Origin of the sequence: Streptomyces sp. NPDC088785 (assembly GCF_044750685.1) — a bacterium.
Classification (GTDB): Bacteria; Actinomycetota; Actinomycetes; order Streptomycetales; family Streptomycetaceae; genus Streptomyces.
Genome location: NZ_JBIVKH010000006.1, coordinates 279,252 through 295,824, shown reverse-complemented (window position 1 = coordinate 295,824; position 16,573 = coordinate 279,252). Strand labels below are relative to the sequence as shown.

The following is a 16,573-nucleotide window of genomic DNA, read 5'->3' as shown; positions in this document are numbered from 1 at the left end:
AGCCCCTGTCCGCCCGCACCCCCACCGGTGGAGACGAGAAACCCATGCGCGTAGAAGTCGATCAGCCCAGGTGTGTCGCCTCCGGACAGTGTGTCCTGCTGGCGCCCGACGTGTTCGACCAGGACGACGACGGCATCGTCGAACTGCTCACCGACCACCCCGATCCCGCCCACCACGACGACGTCAGGGAGTCGGCGGCCGTATGTCCGGCGGCGGCGATCCGCGTGGCCCGGGCGTGAGGACCGGCTTCCCCGGGCGGGTCGTGGTCGTCGGCGCCTCGGCGGCCGGCCTCTCGGCCGCCGAGACCCTGCGCCGCGAGGGGTTCACCGGCCCGCTCACGCTCGTGGGGCGGGAACCGCACCCGCCCTACGACCGGCCGCCCCTGTCCAAGCAGGTCCTGTCGGGCGCCTGGACCGCCGAGCGGACGGCCCTGCGCCCGCGGGACGCGCTCGACGCGCTGGACCTGGACCTCCGGCTCGGCACCACGGCCTCGGCACTGTCCGTCTCCCGGCGCACGGTGACGGTCGCCGACGGCACCGAGATCCCCTTCGACGGGCTGATCGTCGCCACCGGGGTCGGGGCGCGCCGCCTGCCGCTGCCGTCGGCGTCCGCACTGGCCACGACGGGTGTGCACACGTTGCGGACCCTGGACGACGCGGTCGCACTGCGCGAACGGCTGGGCGCGGGGCGCCGGTTGGTGGTCGTGGGCGCCGGGTTCCTGGGCACGGAGGTCGCATCCTCGGCCCGCGCGCTGGGCGCCGCCGTGACGCTGGTGGAGCCCGCGCCGGTCCCGCTCGCCCGCGCCGTCGGCCATCAGGTCGGCGCGTACGTCGCGGACCTGCACCGCGGCCACGGCGTCGACCTGCGGACGGGCACCGGGATCAGCGGGATCACGACCCGCCACGGCCGGCTCAGCGGCGTCGACCTGTCCGACGGCACGACCGTCCCCGCGGACGACCTGCTCGTCGCGATCGGCTCCGAGCCCCACACGTCGTGGCTCGACGGCAGTGGACTGCGGGTGTCCGACGGCGTGGTCTGCGACGTGTACTGCGCGGCGGCTCCGGGGGTGTACGCCGCCGGTGACGTGGCGCGCTGGCACCATCCCCTGTTCGGGACGAGCATGCGCGTCGAGCACCGGACCAACGCGGCCGAGCAGGCCGTGGCCGCCGCCCGCAACCTCCTGCGCCCCGGAGCGGCACGGCCCTTCGCGCCGATCCCCTACTTCTGGTCCGACCAGTACGACGTCAGGATCCAGGCCTACGGGTGTCTGCGCGGGCACGACGCCGTGCGCGTCGTCGACGGCGACATGGCGGCGGGCCGGTTCCTCGTCGCGTACCGCACCGGCGGCCGGCTGACCGGCGCGCTGTCCGTCGGCATGCCGCCCGCGTCCCTGCGCCGTCTGCGCGGCGCCATCGCCGCCGGGAGCGACCAGGGTGCGGAGCCGCTGAAGGAGGCGGTCGGCTGAACGACGCGTCGGGCTCGACCTCGACGTGGTCCCGGGAGACAGCCCACCGCGGGGTGACGGGCCACTTCGTGCCGGCCGCCGGAGCCGGTCCGGACACGGCCGGGCCGCGAAGGAGCGCCCTGCCGCTTCGGGGCTCCCGGGGTCGCACCGCCCCCAGACCACGTCCTCGGACCACGGTTTCAGATCACGGCCTCGGACCACGTCGAATTCGTTGCCCTCGGGATCCCGCATGGCCGTCGCGTAGAAGTCCCTGTCCGGCTCGTCCTTGACGCGCAGCACCGTGGCACCGGCCCTGGTCGGCCGGGCCGCCGTGTCCTCGACCTGCCGGGCGCGGACGTCGAGCGGCACGGCACGGCACGGCCGCCGCGCCGGGCGGCAGGTCATCGGCGGGCACGCCCATCGCCGTCCAGTAGGCCCGCCACGTGGGGTGTCCGCCCGGTGGTGGCGCGGCGACGTAGCCAGGGCCTCCGCCCAGAACGCCACCATCCGCTGTGGGTGGGTCCGACAGGCGCAGGCCGTCTTCCCGCGGGGCCGCGCATGGGCTTTGCTGGTGTCCCTCCGGAGCGGCGCGGACGTCCGCCGGCCGTCCCGTCCCGTGCCCTGAACCAGACCCTCTGTGTCCATCTCAGCTGTGTGCATCTCAGGTCAGCGCATCTGTACGACACCCGTACGCCATGCGGCGCAGACGCCCGTACGAGAGAGGATCGATCATGACCGCTCCGCTACCCGTGGTCTTCATCCACGGACTGTGGCTGCACGGTTCCTCCTGGCAGCCCTGGATCGACCTGTTCCGCGACGAGGGCTTCGCACCGTCCGCCCCCGGCTGGCCCGGTGACCCGGACACCGTCGAGGAAGCCCGTCAGAACCCGCGGAGCGTCGCCGGTCACGGCATCGACGACGTCGTGGAGCACTACGCGCGCCTGATCGCGGAGCTGCCCGCGCGGCCCCTCGTGATCGGGCACTCGTTCGGCGGGATGATCGCGCAGAAGCTGCTCGGCCAGGACCGTGCGGCCGCCGCCGTCGCGATCGACGCGGCGCAGATCAAGGGGGTCCTGCCGCTGCCGCTGTCCGCCCTGAGGGCCACGCTCCCGGTGTTCAAGAACCCGGCCAACCGGAACCGGTCCGTCTCCTTGACCGAGGAGCAGTTCCGGTTCGCCTTCGGCAACGCGATCCCGGCGCGGGAGTCGGCGGCGCTGTACGAGCGCTGGGCCGTGCCCGCGCCGGGCAAGCCGCTGTTCGAGGCCGCCTCCGCCAACTTCAATCCCCGTTCGGCGGCGAAGGTCGCCACGGAGAACAGCGGCCGCGGGCCGCTGCTGCTCGTCTCCGGCGGGAAGGACCACACGGTGCCCGAGACCGTCACCCGCGCCACGCTCAAGCAGTACCGGCACTCCGACGCCGTCACCGACCTCCTCGGCTTCCCCGACCGCGGGCACTCCCTGACGATCGACAGCGGCTGGCACGAGGTCGCGGCGGCCGTGCTGGACTGGCTGCGCAAGCACGGCACGGGGGACGCGCGATGAGCGACCGTACGTCCGCGGCCGCCGGAGCGAGCGGCGCGCCCGGGGCACCGGCCGGACGGACCGCGGTCGTCACCGGCGCCGGGCGCGGCATCGGGCTGGCGGTCGTCGAGGCCTTCCTCGCGGACGGTTTCCGTGTCGTCGCGGGCACCCGGGAGCGCACCGACGGCCTGGAGCGCCTGTGGAAGGAGGGGGCCGGACTCACCGTCGTGGAGGTCGATCTCGCGCGGCCCGAGGCGCCCGCCGCGCTGGTCGCCGAGGCCGTCGCGGTCCATGGCGGTGTCGATGTGCTCGTGAACAACGTCGGGGCGGTGCGTCCGCGCCCGGACGGGTTCCTGAGTGTGCCGGACGAGGAGTGGGAGTGGACGTTCACCATCAACTTCATGGCCGCCGTGCGGGCCACCCGGGCCGCTCTGCCCCATCTGATCGCCTCCGGCGCGGGGCGTGTCGTCACCGTCTCCTCGGTCAACGCCCGGCTGCCCGATCCGCTGGTCATCGACTACTGCGCGGCCAAGGCGGCGCTGACGAACTTCTGCAAGGCCCTGTCCAAGGAGGTCGCGCCGCACGGGGTGCGGGTGAACACGGTCGGGCCCGGTCCGGTGGAGACGGCGCTGTGGCGGGGTGACGGCGGGGTGGCCGACACCGTGGGCCGGGCCCGGGGTGTCGATCCCGCCGAGGTGGCCCGGGGCGCGGCGGCCCAGGCCCCGACGGGGCGCTTCACCCGTCCGTCCGAGGTGGCCGCGCTCGTCCTCCACCTCGCCGGTCCGTCTGCGGCGAACATCACCGGGGCCGACTTCGTCATCGACGGCGGGCTCGTCGACTCGCTCTGACGGGCAGACTCCCACCGGTGACCGGTCGTCGGGCGCGAGCGCGCGGAACCCGTCCCCTCACGGGTGCCGGGGCGGGGTTCCGCGCCGGCCGGCTCAGGAGACGCGCCCGCGCTCCCGCTCGCCCTCCAGCGGGGGCGTCGTGACGGCTCCGTGCGTCCGGCACTCCGGGCGCGCGCAGCCGGGTGCGGGACGGCGTACGAGCGTGAAGGCCAGCACCGATCCGACGCCGAGCACCGCCGCGCAGATCGGCATGGCCCGCCGGAACGCCGAACCGAAGGCGTCCGCCGACCGGTAGGCGTCCGCGCCCATCCCGGTCAGCAGCGGCAGCGCGGCCACGGCGACCAGACCGGCCGCCCGCGCCGCCGCGTTGTTGATGCCGCTGGCCAGTCCCGCCCGGGAGGCGTCGACCGAACCGAGGACGGTGGCCGTCAGCGGCGCGACCAGGACGACCATGCCGGTGCCCATGACCAGCACGGCGGGCAGCACGTCCCGCAGGTAGTCCGTGTCCTGCCCGACCCGGAGCATCAGCAGCATCGCCGCCGCGCACAGCAGCGGTCCGACGGTCAGCGGGACGCGCGGGCCGATCCGGTCGGCGAGGGCGCCGGAGCGGGCCGAGAACAGCAGCATGAGCGCCGTCGTCGGCAGCAGTGCGCTGCCCGCCGCGAGCGGCGAGAATCCGGCCACCACCTGCAACTGCAACGCGGCGAGGAAGAAGAAGCCGCCGAACGCCGCGTAGACGCACAGGGTGACCAGATTGACCGCCGTGAACTGGCGTGAGGTGAAGATGTCCGGCGGCAGCATGGGATCGGCCCGGCGCTTCTCGACGGAGACGAAGGCGACGCCCGCCGCCACGCCGGCCGCCGCGCACAGTGCCACCGTCCACGATCCGTCCCGGGCCTCGATCAGCGCGTAGGTGATCAGGGCGAGGGCGACGGCTCCCAGGACCGCTCCGAGGACGTCGAAGCGTTCGTGGCGGCGCCCGTCGGAGGACTCGGGTACGTGGCGCAGGGCGACCGGGACGCACAGCAGGGCCAGCGGGATGTTCAGGAAGAACACCCAGCGCCAGCCCGGACCGCCGACCAGGTAGCCGCCGAGGAACGGGCCGATGGCCGAGCCGATGCCGCCGAAACCCGACCACACGCCGACGGCCCGGCTGCGGTCGTCGGGGTGGAAGGACGCCTGGATGAGGGCGAGCGAACCGGGCCCCAACAGCGCGCCGCCGACGCCTTGCAGGGCGCGCGCGGCGATCAGCACCTCGGCGTTCGGGGCGAGGCCGCACATCAGCGACGCGGCGGCGAACCACACGACACCGATCACGAAGACCCGGCGGCGGCCGTAGGAGTCGCCGAGCGACCCGCCGAGGAGGATGAGACCGGCCAGGGTCAGCATGTACGCGTTGACCGTCCACTGGAGGCCCGCGAGTTCGGCGCCCAGGTCCCTGCCGATGCTGGGCAGCGCGACGTTGACGACGGTGGAGTCCAGCATCGCCATGCTGGAGCCGAGCACCGTGGTGAGCAGGATCCATGTGCCCTGGGGCGAGGCCAGCCGGACATTCGACATGCCCCAGGTATACAGCGCGGCCGTGGTCGGACGGCGGGAACTCACCCGACGGCCGGAGCGCGCGTGTGGTCCCGGTGCCCCGCACGGCGGGGGCGGTGGACCGTTGGGCGGAGTCGGCGCGCCGCCGTTCCGCATGTCCCCACGGCGCAGCGTCCTGTTTGTCATATATTGCGGTCGTCTGCTCCTCCGGTTCAGTTCTCCGTCGAAAGGCTCTCCGTGAACCCTGTGTCCCGACGCATCGCCTCCGTTGGCGCCGGTCTCCTGATCTGCTCCGCGCCGCTGGTCGCGGCGCCGCTCGCCGCCAACGCCGCCGCCCCCCAGCCCGCCGCGGCCGCCGTCGCGCAGCAGGCGCCGAAGCCGACGCTGACGGCCAAGGCGTCGGTGAAGTCCATCAAGGCGTGGCAGCAGTTCCACGTGTCGGGCTCCTCCACGCGCATGGCGGCCGGCACCCGCGTCACCCTGCAACAGATGCAGAGGAACAAGTGGGTCAGCCTTCCGATCCACATGAACACCACCCGCAGCCACACCTACAACCTGCGGGTGAAGCTGGGCCTGAAGGGCCTCAACAAGATCCGGATCGTGGGCGGCGGGGCCGTCTCCAACACGGTGCAGGTCACCGTCCGCTAGTCACCGGCCGCCGGTCGGAGTCCGCCAGGACCGTCGGGGGGTGCCCGTTCGGGTTCCCGGTATCGACCGGGAACCCGAGCGGGTCACGACGCCTGCACGCGCGGTCGTGCGCCGCGGGTGTCAGATGCCGCAGGAGGACGCGGACCAGTAGCGGGAGCCCTGGCTTCCGAGGTGCGCGTGGGTGCTGTGGCCGGGATAGCCCGGGCCGAGGATCTCGTTGAAGCCGTGGTTGCGGGCCTGCTTGACGATCTCGCAGTACGACGGGGAGCCGACGAGGTCGATGCCGCGGCCGTAGAGATGGTTGCTGTTGGCCGCACCGCCGACCGCGTTGTTGCAGGCGTGGGAGCGGAATCCGCTGCTGGTCGTCAGCGCGCGGTCGCCGAGGGCGTGCCGCAGCGCCTCCAGTTTCCACATCTGTTGCAGCGCGTTGGCCTTCGCGGCCGCCGCGGAGACCGCGCCGCCTGACCAGTCGGCGTTGCAGCGGTTCATCTCCGCGTAGGTGAAGTGCGCCGGGGTGCAGTCACCGTCCTGGAGGGCGTAGAGCTTGCTGTAGGTCTGGGTACCGGCGATGCCGTCGGCCGCCAGACCGTAGGCCTGCTGGAAGCGGGTGACGGCGGCCTTGGTGCCCGGGCCGAACTGGCCGTCCACCGCGAGAACGGCGCCGTATCCGGGGTAGCCCGCGACCCGGATCTGCAACTGCCGCACGTCTTCGCCGCTGGCGCCCTGCCCCAGGGTGCGGGTCCACGTGTAGCAGTCGTCGGCGTGCGCGGTGCCCGTGGTGGCCGCCGCACCGAGCAGCGAAAGCGACGCGAGCATGACAAGCGAGAGAAGCGTACGAAGATGTCGTCTCAACACAGTGCCTCCCGAGAGGAATGCGCGGAAGAATCAAGGTTCCCCCGACCCTGCCCGGCTCGCACTACGCGCGTCAATAGGGCTTGTCCGCAAGCGGGTTGACGACCGCATCGGCCGCCGTGCGGCCGGTCGGCGGACGGGCCCTAGACGGGTCCGCGCGGCAGCTTCCCCATGTGCTGGTGCATGAACAGGACCTGCGGCGCGCCCACGAGGTACTGGGAACGCTCCTCCAGCATGCGGCGCACGTGCGGCCGGCCCTCGTGGGCCAGAAAGGCCCGCTCGTCGGCGTAGAGCTCGTAGAAGACGCGCAGCAGCGGCTGCCCCTCAGGGGTGTGCACGGTGTACACCAGCGTGTCCGGCTCGTCGGCGATGTCTTCGAGGGCTTCGGCGACGAGCGCGTCGAAGGCCGCAGCCGCCTCCGCCGAGCGCAGCTCGAAGACCACGGTCAGCGCGTACGGCAGCGGTCCGGGCTGCTCGGGCAGGGAGCTGAGGTCGCGGCTCATGTGCAGCGCCTCGCGGCGCGTGATCTCGGAGTCCATCTCCCCCTCATGCCCCCGCGCCCGGCACCTAGCCGCCCGCCGGTCACCCGTCCGCCAGTTCCTCCGCCGCGTCGCGTCCCGCCTCGGCGGTGCGGCGCAGGAAGCCCGCGAGGAGCTCCAGTTCGGACTCGTCGTAGTCGGCGCAGATCCGCTCCACGGACGAGTTCATCCCGGCGAAGCGGCCGAGCAGTTCGGCGTTGCGCTCCTTCAGCGCGTGGACCAGGGTCGAGCGGCGGTCGGACGGGTCGCGGCGGCGCTCGATCCAGCCGTCGCGTTCGAGCCGGTCGAGGATGCCGGTGGTGGTCGCGGCGTGCAGTCCGGCGCGCCGGGCGAGGGCGGTCGGGCTGAGCGGCCCGTGGGCGTTGATCAGGTCGAGGCAGTCCATGTCCATGCCCTTGAGGTCGAGTCGGGTCCCGACCCGGCGCCTGAGCAGCAGCAGCTCGGCACTCAACTCACGCAGCCCCTGGCCCACTTCGGCCGTCACCCGCCGCCGCCGACGTGCACCCCCCGCACCTTCTACGGAACTCATAATGTACGTCCTCCGAAATATTGTGCTACGGTTCTCGTACATTACGGCATTTCAAGTATGGCTCGATGGGGGCATGCTCATGTTCGTACTGATCGGGGCGACGGGGACCGTGGGGCGCCAGGTCATGGACCTGCTGCTGCGGCGCGGGGCGGAGATCGCCGCGGTGACCCGCGATCCCGCGGCGCGGCTGCCCGACGGCGTGCGGCCGGTCGTCGGGGACCCCTCCCGGCCGGACACGCTCACCGACTGGCCGCGAAGGACCGGGGGCGTGCTGCTGAGCCCGCGCGCCGCGGGCCGGGCCACCGGCGAGCTGCTGGCGCTGGGGGCGGCCCGCGGGGCGGAAAGGGCCGTGGTGCTGTCGTCCGCGACCGTGCGCCACCCGGCGGGACACCGGCGCTTCGTCGAGGAGTTCAAGGCGGTCGAGGAGGCCGTGCGCCTTTCGGGGACGCCGTGGACGTTCCTGCGCTGCGCCGACTTCGACGCGAACGCCCTGGCCTGGGCGCCGCAGATCCGGGCCGGCGGCGTGGTGCGCGGCGCCCACCCCGGCGCCACCACCTCGCCGCTTCACGAGCGCGACATCGCCGAGGTGGCCGTGCGCGCCCTGACCGAGGACGGGCTCGCGGGGCGCGCCCCCGTGCTCACCGGGCCCGATCCGCTCGACCAGCGGGACAAGGTGCGGCTCATCGGCGCGGCCGTGGGACGCACCCTGCGCTTCGAGGACGTCTCCCCCGCGCGGGTGCGGCAGACCATGCTGGCCCAGGGGCTGCCCGAGGACGTGCCCGACCGGCTCCTGGGCTCCCTGGCCGACCACGCCGTCGAGGCCGGTCCCGCCACCCGCACCGTGGAACAGCTCCTGGGACACCCCGCGCGCTCCTTCGCGACCTGGGCGGTGGAGAACGCCGCCGCTTTCGCGGGGTAGCCCGCTCCCCCGCACCCTTCGCGCACGGCTCGTCATCCCACCCGAGGAGAACTCATGCCGGAGATCGAACTGTCCGCCGGGACCCTGGCCTACCGCGACTCCGGCGGCGCCGGGCCGGTGGTCGTCCTCCTGCACGGTTTCCTGATGGACGCGTCGCTCTGGGACGCGGTTCAGGCCGACCTGTCGGCGGATCACCGGTGCGTCGTGCCCACGCTCCCCCTGGGCGCCCACCGGCACCCGATGCGCGCCGACGCCGACCTGTCCCTCCCCGGGGTGGCGCGGCTGGTCGCCGAGCTGCTGGAGCGGCTCGGCCTCCAGGACGTGACCCTGGTCGGCAACGACACCGGCGGGGCCCTAGTCCAGCTGCTGATGGCCGACGGCGCCGACCGGGCCGGGCGGGTCGTGCTGGTCTCCTGCGACGCCTTCGACAACTTCCCGCCGGGGCTCACCGGGAGGACGCTCGTGCTCGCGGGCTCGTTGCCGCCGCGCCTGTTCGGCCTGTTCATGCGGCAGATGAGACTGCGGGTCATGCGGCGGCTGCCGCTCGCGTTCGGGTGGCTGACGCGGCGCGGCGACGCGACCACCGCGCGCTGGATCGAGCCGGTCACGCGCGTGCCCGGGATCGCCCGGGACACCGTGCGGGCGCTGCGCGCGGCCGCGGCCGACACCGCCGTGCTGCACCGTGCGGCGCAGCGGCTGCCCGCCTTCCGGCGTCCCGCCCTGATCGTGTGGGCGAGCGAGGACCGGGTGATGCCGCCCGCGCACGGACGCCGGCTCGCCGAGCTGCTCCCCGACGCGACCCTGCACGAGATCCCGGACAGCTACACCCTCGTCCCGCTGGACCGGCCGGCCCGACTCGCGCGTCTCGTACGGGACTTCACACACGCTCCGGGCCGGGTGCGGCCCGGAGCGGGGTGAGGGGCCGCAGGGGAACGGTCCCTCACCCCCGGGTCAGGCCGTCAGAGGATCTGGATGGACGCGACCCTGGGCGGGTTGTTGGGGAAGCTGATGTCGTGCCAGCGGTCGATCCGCACCGAGTCGCCGTTGGCGTCGTAGTAGATGAGGTCGTTGTTGCCGGTGACGATCCGGTCGACCCACCAGCCGCCGAAGTCGGTCCGGCCGGCGTTGGCGTAGCAGTCGACGCTGTCACGGCCGTTCAGGTGCGAGTAGATCTTCAGGAAGTTCTCGCCGCCGACGCACTGGACGTGGTCGATGGCGAAAGCGGGACTCGGCACACCGACGGTGAGCGTGGCGGCCACGGCGACCGCCGCCGCGAGCGCGCCGATGGCCTTCTTGCCCTTCAGGATCACAGGGTTCTCCCTCGTGCGAGGCCGGACGTGGGGTCCGGCCGTGGGGACGCGGCGCCGCAACGGGACAGGGCGCTTCGCCGAGCCGGGGGACCGGCCTGGGACGATCTTGTTGGCAGTGATGTCGCCGGGCGTCGCACACGCGCCGGTGTCGCCCGGTTTTGGTCCGTCCGGGTGAGACGTGGGACAGCCCTCCCGGATGCCGTCGCAGGACGACGGGCACCCGGGAGGGCTGTGGGGCGGATGTTCAGGGGCGTTTGGCCCGTAGCGCCGCCGGCAGGGCGGCCCCCCATCGGGAGCGCCGGGAGGTGACGGTCCGGTCGGGGTCGGGCGCCGGGCGCCGCTCGATGCCGGTGTCGGCGGTGGGCCGCTTCCGCCAGCGCCCGGTGGGCCGTTCCTCGGTGGCCGCGGTGTCCGCGGTGTCAGCGGTGTCCGCGCGGCGCGGGTGCCACCAGCGCGTGCGGCGGGGGTGCAGGGCCCGGCCGAGCCTGCGGCCCAGGACGAGGTAACCGAGGAAGGCGCCCGTCGAGTTGAGGATGACGTCATCGATGTCGAACGCCCGGCCCGTGACCAGCAGCCCCTGCGCGACCTCGACCGTGAGCATCACCAGGGCCGTCATCAGGACGACGCGGACGAGACCGCGGGTGCGCGGGAAGAGGACGGGCAGCAGGATGCCGAACGGCACCCCGAGCACGATGTTTCCGCCCACCTGCTTCACGGTGTCCCGCCAGTCGGGCTGGTCGAAGTAAAGGCGGATCGAGTTGCCCGGGTGCAGATTGGTGTGGGTCATCGACACCGACGCCGGCGAGGGCACGAGTGTCGCCCTGGCCAGCGCGACGGCGAACGCCACCATGCAGACGAATCCCAGTGCCATGACAACGGCGCGCGCCGTTCTCCAACCCCATGTGTGCCGTCTCAGCCTCGGCTCGCTCTCCATGGACACCCAGATGCCCCCGAGTTCGTCCTCTACGCGCGCGCCGTCCCGGTTGCTGCGGGACGGTGCGCGCAGCCGGTCCCGGACCGCCGTGAGGGCGTGGATCAGGAGGTGCCGCGACGGTCCTGGGTGAGCGTCAGGAGGTGGTCCAGGACGGCGGGGTCGGCCTTCACGCCATCGTGGAGGTGGGTCCGTGACACCCACGGGCGCAGGTCGCGGACGCGGCCCGCCGTGATCAGGGACTGGTCGTGGTCGACGAACATGTCGTGGCGGTAGACGGCCGCGGCGGCGGGGACCGTGTTGTCGGCGAGGCGGTCCAGGTCGTACAGGGCGGGCCAGTCCGTGCGGTGGGCGAGGGCGTCGGCCGTGGCCCGCAGCGGGACGAGCGCGGGGTCCTCGTCGAACATCCAGGGGTACATCATCTCGCCGGTGAAGTGCAGCGGTCCCCCGGCGGCCGCGTCGAACGCGGGGAACTCCTCCCGGATCCGGTGCGCCGACCAGGCCGTGGCCCGGCCGCCCTGGGCGTAGATCGCCTCGTGCAGGACCGCGTACAGGGGGCGTGGCGCGAGGGAGACCACCGCGTCGACTCCGCGCAGGAACGGGTCGCCGAGCGCGGGGCCGTGCGGGCCCGGCACGAACGCGCTCTCCAGGAGGTAGTGGAGGGTGTCGAACCCGGACGCCGTGCCGAAGGTGATGCCGAGCGACTGGAAGCGGCGTACGGACAGCCGTTCGCCGGACGGCATCCGCACGTCGTGGTCGGCGAGGTGCGCGGCGACCCGCTCGGCCGGCGCCCGGTCGGCCGGATAGCGGTCGAAGTAGCGGGTGTTGGCGGCGGCGGTGCGCCGGTACGCGGCGCGGTAGACGTCGTCGGCGTGGTCGGTGAGGGTAGGCAGACCGCCCGTGATCAGGACCCGGGAGAGTCCTTCCGGGGCGAGACCGAGATAGGTGAGGGCGGTGAAGCCGCCGAAGCTCTGGCCGAGGACCGTCCAGGGGCGGTCGCCCTGGAGGTGGCGGCGGAGCCGCTCGGCGTCGCGGACGAGGGAGTCGGCGCGGAAGTGGGTGAGGTACTCGGCCGCGTCGGGCCGCGCGGCGAGCGTGGTGCGGTCGGCGGGGGTGGAGCGGCCGGTGCCGCGCTGGTCGAGGAGGACGACGCGGAAGTCCCGCAGCGCGCGGCGCAGCCAGGCGCCCGCCGCATTGGGCCGTTCCGCGCGCCCGCCCGGCCCACCCTGGAGCCAGAGCAGCCGGGGCAGCTCGCGGCCCTCCATTCCCTCGGCGACGACTTCGCGGGCGAAGACGGAGAGGCTCGGCCCGTCGGGGCGGGTGTGGTCGAGCGGGACGTCGAGGGTGTGGTCGGTGCAGACGAGGCCGCTGTGGCGGTACGTGATCTGGTCGTCGGTCAAGTCCGGCTCCTTGGGCGGGCGGTCGGGGGGCGCGGGGTGCCGGGGCGGTCAGTAGCCGGCCACGCCCAGCTCGCGGCAGATGCGGACCAGGTCGGGGTGCACGTACACGCCGTCCTTCTCGATGCACTCGCCGTCGAGGTGGAGGGACGGGCCGAGGATCGAGCCGTCGGTGTGGGCGGCGGACACCCACGGCTCGCCGCCGATCCAGGCGCCCTTGGTGCCGATGCCCAGCTCGACGCAGCCGAAGACGCGCTCGTCCTCGACGATGCGGCCGGTGGGCGCGGGCACGCCCGGGTTGAAGCCGAGGGACCAGTGGGCGACGCGGTACATGTGGGGGTCGTCCCAGGACGCCATCCAGCGGCGGAAGATCTCCGCGTCCTGGCCCGTGCCGTCGATCTTCGTGACGACGCCCTGCTCGACGGTGCAGCGCACCGGCGAGCGGAGCAGGCCGAGCTGGTCCGGCGGCCACAGGGCGCCGTCGAAGACGAGGACGCCGTTCTGCGTCTCCTCCAGGGGGTTCCAGGAGATCTGCCCGGAGAGCATGACGGTCTCGCCGGGCTTCTCGGCGGGCTTGCCGCGCAGGTTGATCGGGCGGTCGCCGTTGCGGCCGGTGATGTCGGTGCCGTTGGCGGAGGTGATGCGCACCTCGTCGGCCTGCTCCAGGAGGTGCACGAGGGCCTTGCCGAGCCGGATGACGCCCTCGAAGTCGGGCCGGCCGACGGTGGCGACGAGCATGTGCACGTCCATGGCGGTCAGGTTGGTGTAGCGGCAGCCGTTGGCCATGGCGCGGCGGAACGCGTCGGAGTGCATCACGTACGAGACGGCGAACTCGATCCACACGTCGGCGTCCGCGATGGCGCCGGCGACGGGCCGGGGCGGCTCCATCGACGAGCTGGGCATCGTCTCGGACCAGACGACGACGGGGTGCGCCCCGGCGGCGGCGACGGCCTGCGCGGTGGCGTCGACGACGCGGCGGTCGCTGCTGGTGTCGCCGGTGAGGACGACGTGCTCGCCGGGCTTGACGAGCATGACCTGCTCGACGAGCTTGCGGGCGGCGAGGGCGAGTTCGTAGCTCAGGTACTCGGACCGCGGTTCGAGGCGGCTGAACATCTCCATGGGGATCTGTCTCCTTGGGGTGGTGCGTGCGGGAGGCGTTGGTTCGGGGGGGTGGGGCGGGTCAGCTCGCCTTGACGATCTGGGCGGAGTCGCCCAGGGAGCTGCCCGCGATGAGGCCGGCGCCGACCAGGTTCAGCTCCTCGTCGGCGCGGGGGCCGCGCCACTTGCGGTAGCCGACGCGTACGGCGAGCGCGGCGAGGACCATCCAGCAGGCGTGGGGCGTGAGGATCAGCAGGCCGGTGGCGAGCATGACGCCCATCTGCCGCCTGGTGCCGCCGATCAGCTGGATCAGGGCGCCGGGTACGGCCCACAGCAGCAGGGTGCGCAGCACGCCGGGTTCGCCCAGGCCGTTCTTGACGGTGTCGGCGTACACCTTGGCGACGGGCGGGATGAGGCCCTGCCGGAAGTACGACTGCCACAGGACGGCGACGACGGCGAGTGCGGCGGCGAAGCCGATGAGGGCGGCGCGGAACTGTTCGCGGCGGCCTTCGCGCTCGTACGGGTCCCAGGGCCGGTGGTTGCGGCGCAGCAGCCAGCCGGCCTTGAGGTCGTAGCCCATGTCGGCGAAGGCGGGGCCGGTGGCGGACACGTAGCCGACGAGGAGGGCCAGCGGGACCGAGGGGATGCCGATGAGCAGGCCGAGGACGAGGAAGATGAGGGTGACGGCGAAGGAGGGGAACCAGCCGGACTGCATGGCGGCGAGGCCGACGATCAGTTCGTGCACGAGGGCGGCGAACGCGGCGAACAGCACCCAGCCGAGCAGGCCCAGCGGGCTCATGTCGCCGAGCAGGCCGCCGAGCACGGCGAGCAGGACGGCGCCGGCGACGAAGAGGGCGTAGCCGCGCACGAGGGAGCGGCGCAGGTCCTTCTCGTCGACCGTGTACGCGACCGTCTCGTCGCGGTCCGCCGGGGCCGGGCCCGCGGCGGGCGGCTCCTGTCGCGCCGCGCGCCTGCGGACCAGCAGGACGACGGCCTGGCCGAGGGCCACGACGCCCGCGCCGACCATCACCCCGTGCGGGACGTATCCGGCGCCGAGGTCGGTGTGGAACAGGTCGGGGCCGAACTCGCGCAGGCCAAGGCCCACGCCGAACATGAGCAGCGCCCAGACGTTGCCGAGGAAGGCGACGCCCGCGGCGGACAGCGGCAGGCTGAAGAGGGTGCCGGCGAGGCCGACGAGGGTGCCCGCGCCGAGCACCAGGGCCCGCTTGCCGCCCCGGTCACCGGCCTTGATGGTCTCGGCCGCGGCCTGTCCGGGGGGCCAGGCGGCGTCGGCGGGCAGCAGCCGGGAGCCGAAGGAGCGGTAGAGCACCCAGGTGTCGATGAGCAGGCCGACGAAGGAGCCGGCGAGCATCGGCCACACCAGGTCCTCGCGTCCGAAGACGTACGGGACCGCGATCGAGGTGAGCAGGGCGTTGGCGGAGGCGAAGGTCGCGGCGGAGATGGCGCTCTGGGCGAGGTTCTGCCGGTGCACCGAGCGCATCGAGCGCAGTCCGGCGAGCGGGACACGGCCGATGAGCATGGCGATGAGGGCGCCGACGACCGAGGTGTTGGCGGAGATGCCGAGCTTGGCGACGAGGTCCGCGCCGATCACGGCTCCGACGACGGAGAGCACGGCGAGGACGACGAACACGACGGGTTCGGTCACCTTCGGGTGGCCGGCGCCGGAGGCGGCGCGGTCCGGTCCTGGTCCGGCGGGGGGCGGCGGCGCGGTGGCCGACGGCGAGGTGTGGTGCGACACGGGAACACCCCTTGGTGGGTGGGCCCGCCCGGGACGGGGCGGGACTTTTCGGGCAGGCTGCGGCGTGCCGCGTACGGGGGTGCGGGTCACGTCGTACGGGCGGGTGGTCCGGCGGGCGGCGCCGCCGGACCGGGTCAGGAACCGAAGGCGGCCGTGGCCTCCTCGGCTCCGGCCAGGACGAGTTCGGTGATGCGGTCGAGGGCGCGGGAGACGCGGTGCGCGGGGCCGATGACGGTGAGCGAGGCGGCGACGGTGCCCGCCTGGAACACCGGGGCGGCCACGGCGGCGACGGCCTCGTCGTACTCGCCGTGGCTGACGCTGTGGCCCCGGGCGCGCACGTCGGCGTACCGGGCCAGGAGGGCGTCGAGGTCGGTGACGGTGTGGTCGTTGAAGCGCTGGAGCGGGGTGGCTCCGAACAGGCGCCGCAGCTCCGCCTCGGGGTAGTGGGCGAAGATGGCGTGCCCGGAGGCGCCGGCGTGGCCGGGCATGACGGCGCCGACGATCGCGGTGTAGCGGACCGGGCCGGTGCCGTCGACGGCGGCGGCGCACCGGTATCCGGCGCCCTGCGGCACGTTGAGGACGACGCTCTCGCCGGTGTCGCGCAGGAGCCCGGCGAGGATCGGGCGGACCAGGGACGGCAGCACTCCGCTGTGCTCCCCGGCGCGGGCCAGCCGGGAGACGGCGGGGCCGAGCCGGTAGCGGCGGGTGGTGGTGTCGCAGGTCAGGAAGGAGCGGGAGGCGAGCGTGGTGAGGATGCGCTGGGCGACCGCCTTGTCCCAGCCGTGCCGGCGCGCCATCTCGCTGACGCCCCACTCGGGGCGGCGCTCGGTGAACGACAGCAGGGCGAGCAGGGCGCGGTCGGCTCCCTGGAGGACGCCGGGTTGCGGCGGCGCCGGCGCGTCGGCCTCGTCGGACCGCTCCGCCCGGTGGCCGCTCCCGTCGGCGGCCGCGCCGTTCACCTGGGCCTCTGACATCGCCTCGCTCCTCTCCGTCGTACGTTTGCGTTCCGCGTCCGGTGCGCTGAGCGCAACGCCGTTGCGCTCAGCGGCGAGAACTATGAGTTCCGTGGGGTGGGGGTGTCAAGGGTGTTCCGTGGCACGTTCGCGCGCCGGTGGGGCGGTCCGGGCCCGGATGTTTGACCGGGTGCCCGGACCGCCAGAACCGGAGGGGGCGCGCTCCGCGTCCCGGCGGCGGGCGGCGCGGGTCCGCCGCTTCCGTCCGGTGCGTCGAGAGGACCGAG

General features: G+C 73.6%; 17 protein-coding genes and 1 pseudogene. 7 read left to right on the top strand and 11 right to left on the bottom strand.

Translation table 11 applies throughout. The features are described 5' to 3' along the window. The first annotated feature begins 44 nt into the window (after positions 1-44). A complete protein-coding gene (locus ACIP5K_RS20235; protein WP_401411288.1) occupies positions 45-239 on the top strand; it encodes a ferredoxin in 195 nt (64 codons plus the stop codon). Further along, positions 236-1,465, top strand: coding sequence for an NAD(P)/FAD-dependent oxidoreductase (locus ACIP5K_RS20230; protein ID WP_401411286.1), 1,230 nt, complete (start codon positions 236-238; stop codon positions 1,463-1,465). Before ACIP5K_RS20235 ends, ACIP5K_RS20230 begins: the two co-directional genes overlap by 4 nt. A gap of 207 nt (positions 1,466-1,672) precedes the next feature. Here ACIP5K_RS20230 and ACIP5K_RS20225 read toward each other — a convergent pair. Beyond that, positions 1,673-2,089: pseudogene (locus tag ACIP5K_RS20225) on the bottom strand (VOC family protein); the annotation flags it as partial. Between the two features lie 86 nt (positions 2,090-2,175). Between ACIP5K_RS20225 and ACIP5K_RS20220 the strand changes: the two are divergent. Together ACIP5K_RS20220 and ACIP5K_RS20215 are read left to right on the top strand one after the other, a co-directional pair. Then, entirely contained in the window at positions 2,176-2,985 is an 810-nt protein-coding gene (locus tag ACIP5K_RS20220) for an alpha/beta hydrolase (RefSeq protein ID WP_401411284.1), read from the top strand. Further along, positions 2,982-3,812, top strand: coding sequence for an SDR family NAD(P)-dependent oxidoreductase (locus ACIP5K_RS20215; protein ID WP_401411282.1), 831 nt, complete (start codon positions 2,982-2,984; stop codon positions 3,810-3,812). Before ACIP5K_RS20220 ends, ACIP5K_RS20215 begins: the two co-directional genes overlap by 4 nt. A 93-nt stretch (positions 3,813-3,905) precedes the next feature. Here ACIP5K_RS20215 and ACIP5K_RS20210 read toward each other — a convergent pair whose 3' ends face one another. Further along, complete coding sequence (locus ACIP5K_RS20210) at positions 3,906-5,372, bottom strand: MFS transporter (RefSeq protein WP_401411280.1); 1,467 nt, start codon at positions 5,370-5,372, stop codon at positions 3,906-3,908. Positions 5,373-5,597: 225 nt separating this feature from the next. Between ACIP5K_RS20210 and ACIP5K_RS20205 the strand changes: the two genes are divergently transcribed. Next, a complete protein-coding gene (locus tag ACIP5K_RS20205) occupies positions 5,598-5,999 on the top strand; it encodes a hypothetical protein (protein WP_401411278.1) in 402 nt (133 codons plus the stop codon). Positions 6,000-6,119: 120 nt separating this feature from the next. Here ACIP5K_RS20205 and ACIP5K_RS20200 read toward each other — a convergent pair whose 3' ends face one another. From ACIP5K_RS20200 to ACIP5K_RS20190, 3 genes are all read right to left on the bottom strand, one after another. Further along, entirely contained in the window at positions 6,120-6,854 is a 735-nt protein-coding gene (locus ACIP5K_RS20200; protein ID WP_401411276.1) for a D-Ala-D-Ala carboxypeptidase family metallohydrolase, read from the bottom strand. A gap of 140 nt (positions 6,855-6,994) precedes the next feature. Then, positions 6,995-7,390: a putative quinol monooxygenase gene (locus tag ACIP5K_RS20195; protein WP_401411274.1), complete on the bottom strand. Its 396-nt coding sequence runs from the start codon at positions 7,388-7,390 to the stop codon at positions 6,995-6,997. Between the two features lie 43 nt (positions 7,391-7,433). Then, positions 7,434-7,874 (bottom strand): MarR family winged helix-turn-helix transcriptional regulator, encoded by a 441-nt coding sequence (locus tag ACIP5K_RS20190; RefSeq protein WP_401411272.1) that lies wholly within the window; start codon positions 7,872-7,874, stop codon positions 7,434-7,436. A gap of 118 nt (positions 7,875-7,992) precedes the next feature. Here ACIP5K_RS20190 and ACIP5K_RS20185 point away from each other — a divergent pair, with 118 nt between their 5' ends. After that, positions 7,993-8,838, top strand: coding sequence for an NAD(P)H-binding protein (locus ACIP5K_RS20185; RefSeq protein WP_401411271.1), 846 nt, complete (start codon positions 7,993-7,995; stop codon positions 8,836-8,838). Positions 8,839-8,892: 54 nt separating this feature from the next. Continuing rightward, positions 8,893-9,756 (top strand): alpha/beta fold hydrolase, encoded by an 864-nt coding sequence (locus tag ACIP5K_RS20180; protein WP_401411269.1) that lies wholly within the window; start codon positions 8,893-8,895, stop codon positions 9,754-9,756. Positions 9,757-9,797: 41 nt separating this feature from the next. Here ACIP5K_RS20180 and ACIP5K_RS20175 read toward each other — a convergent pair whose 3' ends face one another. The 6 genes from ACIP5K_RS20175 to ACIP5K_RS20150 all read right to left on the bottom strand — a co-directional run bounded on the left by ACIP5K_RS20175 (position 9,798) and on the right by ACIP5K_RS20150 (position 16,307). Beyond that, positions 9,798-10,148, bottom strand: coding sequence for a beta/gamma crystallin domain-containing protein (locus ACIP5K_RS20175; protein ID WP_401411268.1), 351 nt, complete (start codon positions 10,146-10,148; stop codon positions 9,798-9,800). Positions 10,149-10,392: 244 nt separating this feature from the next. After that, positions 10,393-11,019: a VanZ family protein gene (locus tag ACIP5K_RS20170; RefSeq protein WP_401411267.1), complete on the bottom strand. Its 627-nt coding sequence runs from the start codon at positions 11,017-11,019 to the stop codon at positions 10,393-10,395. A gap of 164 nt (positions 11,020-11,183) precedes the next feature. After that, positions 11,184-12,479, bottom strand: coding sequence for an alpha/beta fold hydrolase (locus tag ACIP5K_RS20165; protein ID WP_401411265.1), 1,296 nt, complete (start codon positions 12,477-12,479; stop codon positions 11,184-11,186). 48 nt (positions 12,480-12,527) lie between these two features. Continuing rightward, positions 12,528-13,595, bottom strand: a complete 1,068-nt coding sequence (locus ACIP5K_RS20160) for a hypothetical protein (protein ID WP_401411263.1) — start codon at positions 13,593-13,595, stop codon at positions 12,528-12,530. A gap of 61 nt (positions 13,596-13,656) precedes the next feature. Further along, complete coding sequence (locus tag ACIP5K_RS20155) at positions 13,657-15,333, bottom strand: OPT/YSL family transporter (protein WP_401411262.1); 1,677 nt, start codon at positions 15,331-15,333, stop codon at positions 13,657-13,659. Between the two features lie 134 nt (positions 15,334-15,467). Beyond that, positions 15,468-16,307: an IclR family transcriptional regulator gene (locus ACIP5K_RS20150; protein ID WP_401411260.1), complete on the bottom strand. Its 840-nt coding sequence runs from the start codon at positions 16,305-16,307 to the stop codon at positions 15,468-15,470. Positions 16,308-16,573 lie beyond the last annotated feature (266 nt).

Coding starts and splice junctions, on each gene's coding strand:
- ACIP5K_RS20160 (WP_401411263.1), bottom strand. CDS start 13,595: ATGGAGATGTTCAGCCGCCTCGAACCGCGGTCCGAGTACCTGAGCTAC.
- ACIP5K_RS20235 (WP_401411288.1), top strand. CDS start 45: ATGCGCGTAGAAGTCGATCAGCCCAGGTGTGTCGCCTCCGGACAGTGT.
- ACIP5K_RS20170 (WP_401411267.1), bottom strand. CDS start 11,019: ATGGCACTGGGATTCGTCTGCATGGTGGCGTTCGCCGTCGCGCTGGCC.
- ACIP5K_RS20180 (WP_401411269.1), top strand. CDS start 8,893: ATGCCGGAGATCGAACTGTCCGCCGGGACCCTGGCCTACCGCGACTCC.
- ACIP5K_RS20185 (WP_401411271.1), top strand. CDS start 7,993: ATGCTCATGTTCGTACTGATCGGGGCGACGGGGACCGTGGGGCGCCAG.
- ACIP5K_RS20150 (WP_401411260.1), bottom strand. CDS start 16,307: ATGTCAGAGGCCCAGGTGAACGGCGCGGCCGCCGACGGGAGCGGCCAC.
- ACIP5K_RS20195 (WP_401411274.1), bottom strand. CDS start 7,390: ATGGACTCCGAGATCACGCGCCGCGAGGCGCTGCACATGAGCCGCGAC.
- ACIP5K_RS20215 (WP_401411282.1), top strand. CDS start 2,982: ATGAGCGACCGTACGTCCGCGGCCGCCGGAGCGAGCGGCGCGCCCGGG.
- ACIP5K_RS20220 (WP_401411284.1), top strand. CDS start 2,176: ATGACCGCTCCGCTACCCGTGGTCTTCATCCACGGACTGTGGCTGCAC.
- ACIP5K_RS20210 (WP_401411280.1), bottom strand. CDS start 5,372: ATGTCGAATGTCCGGCTGGCCTCGCCCCAGGGCACATGGATCCTGCTC.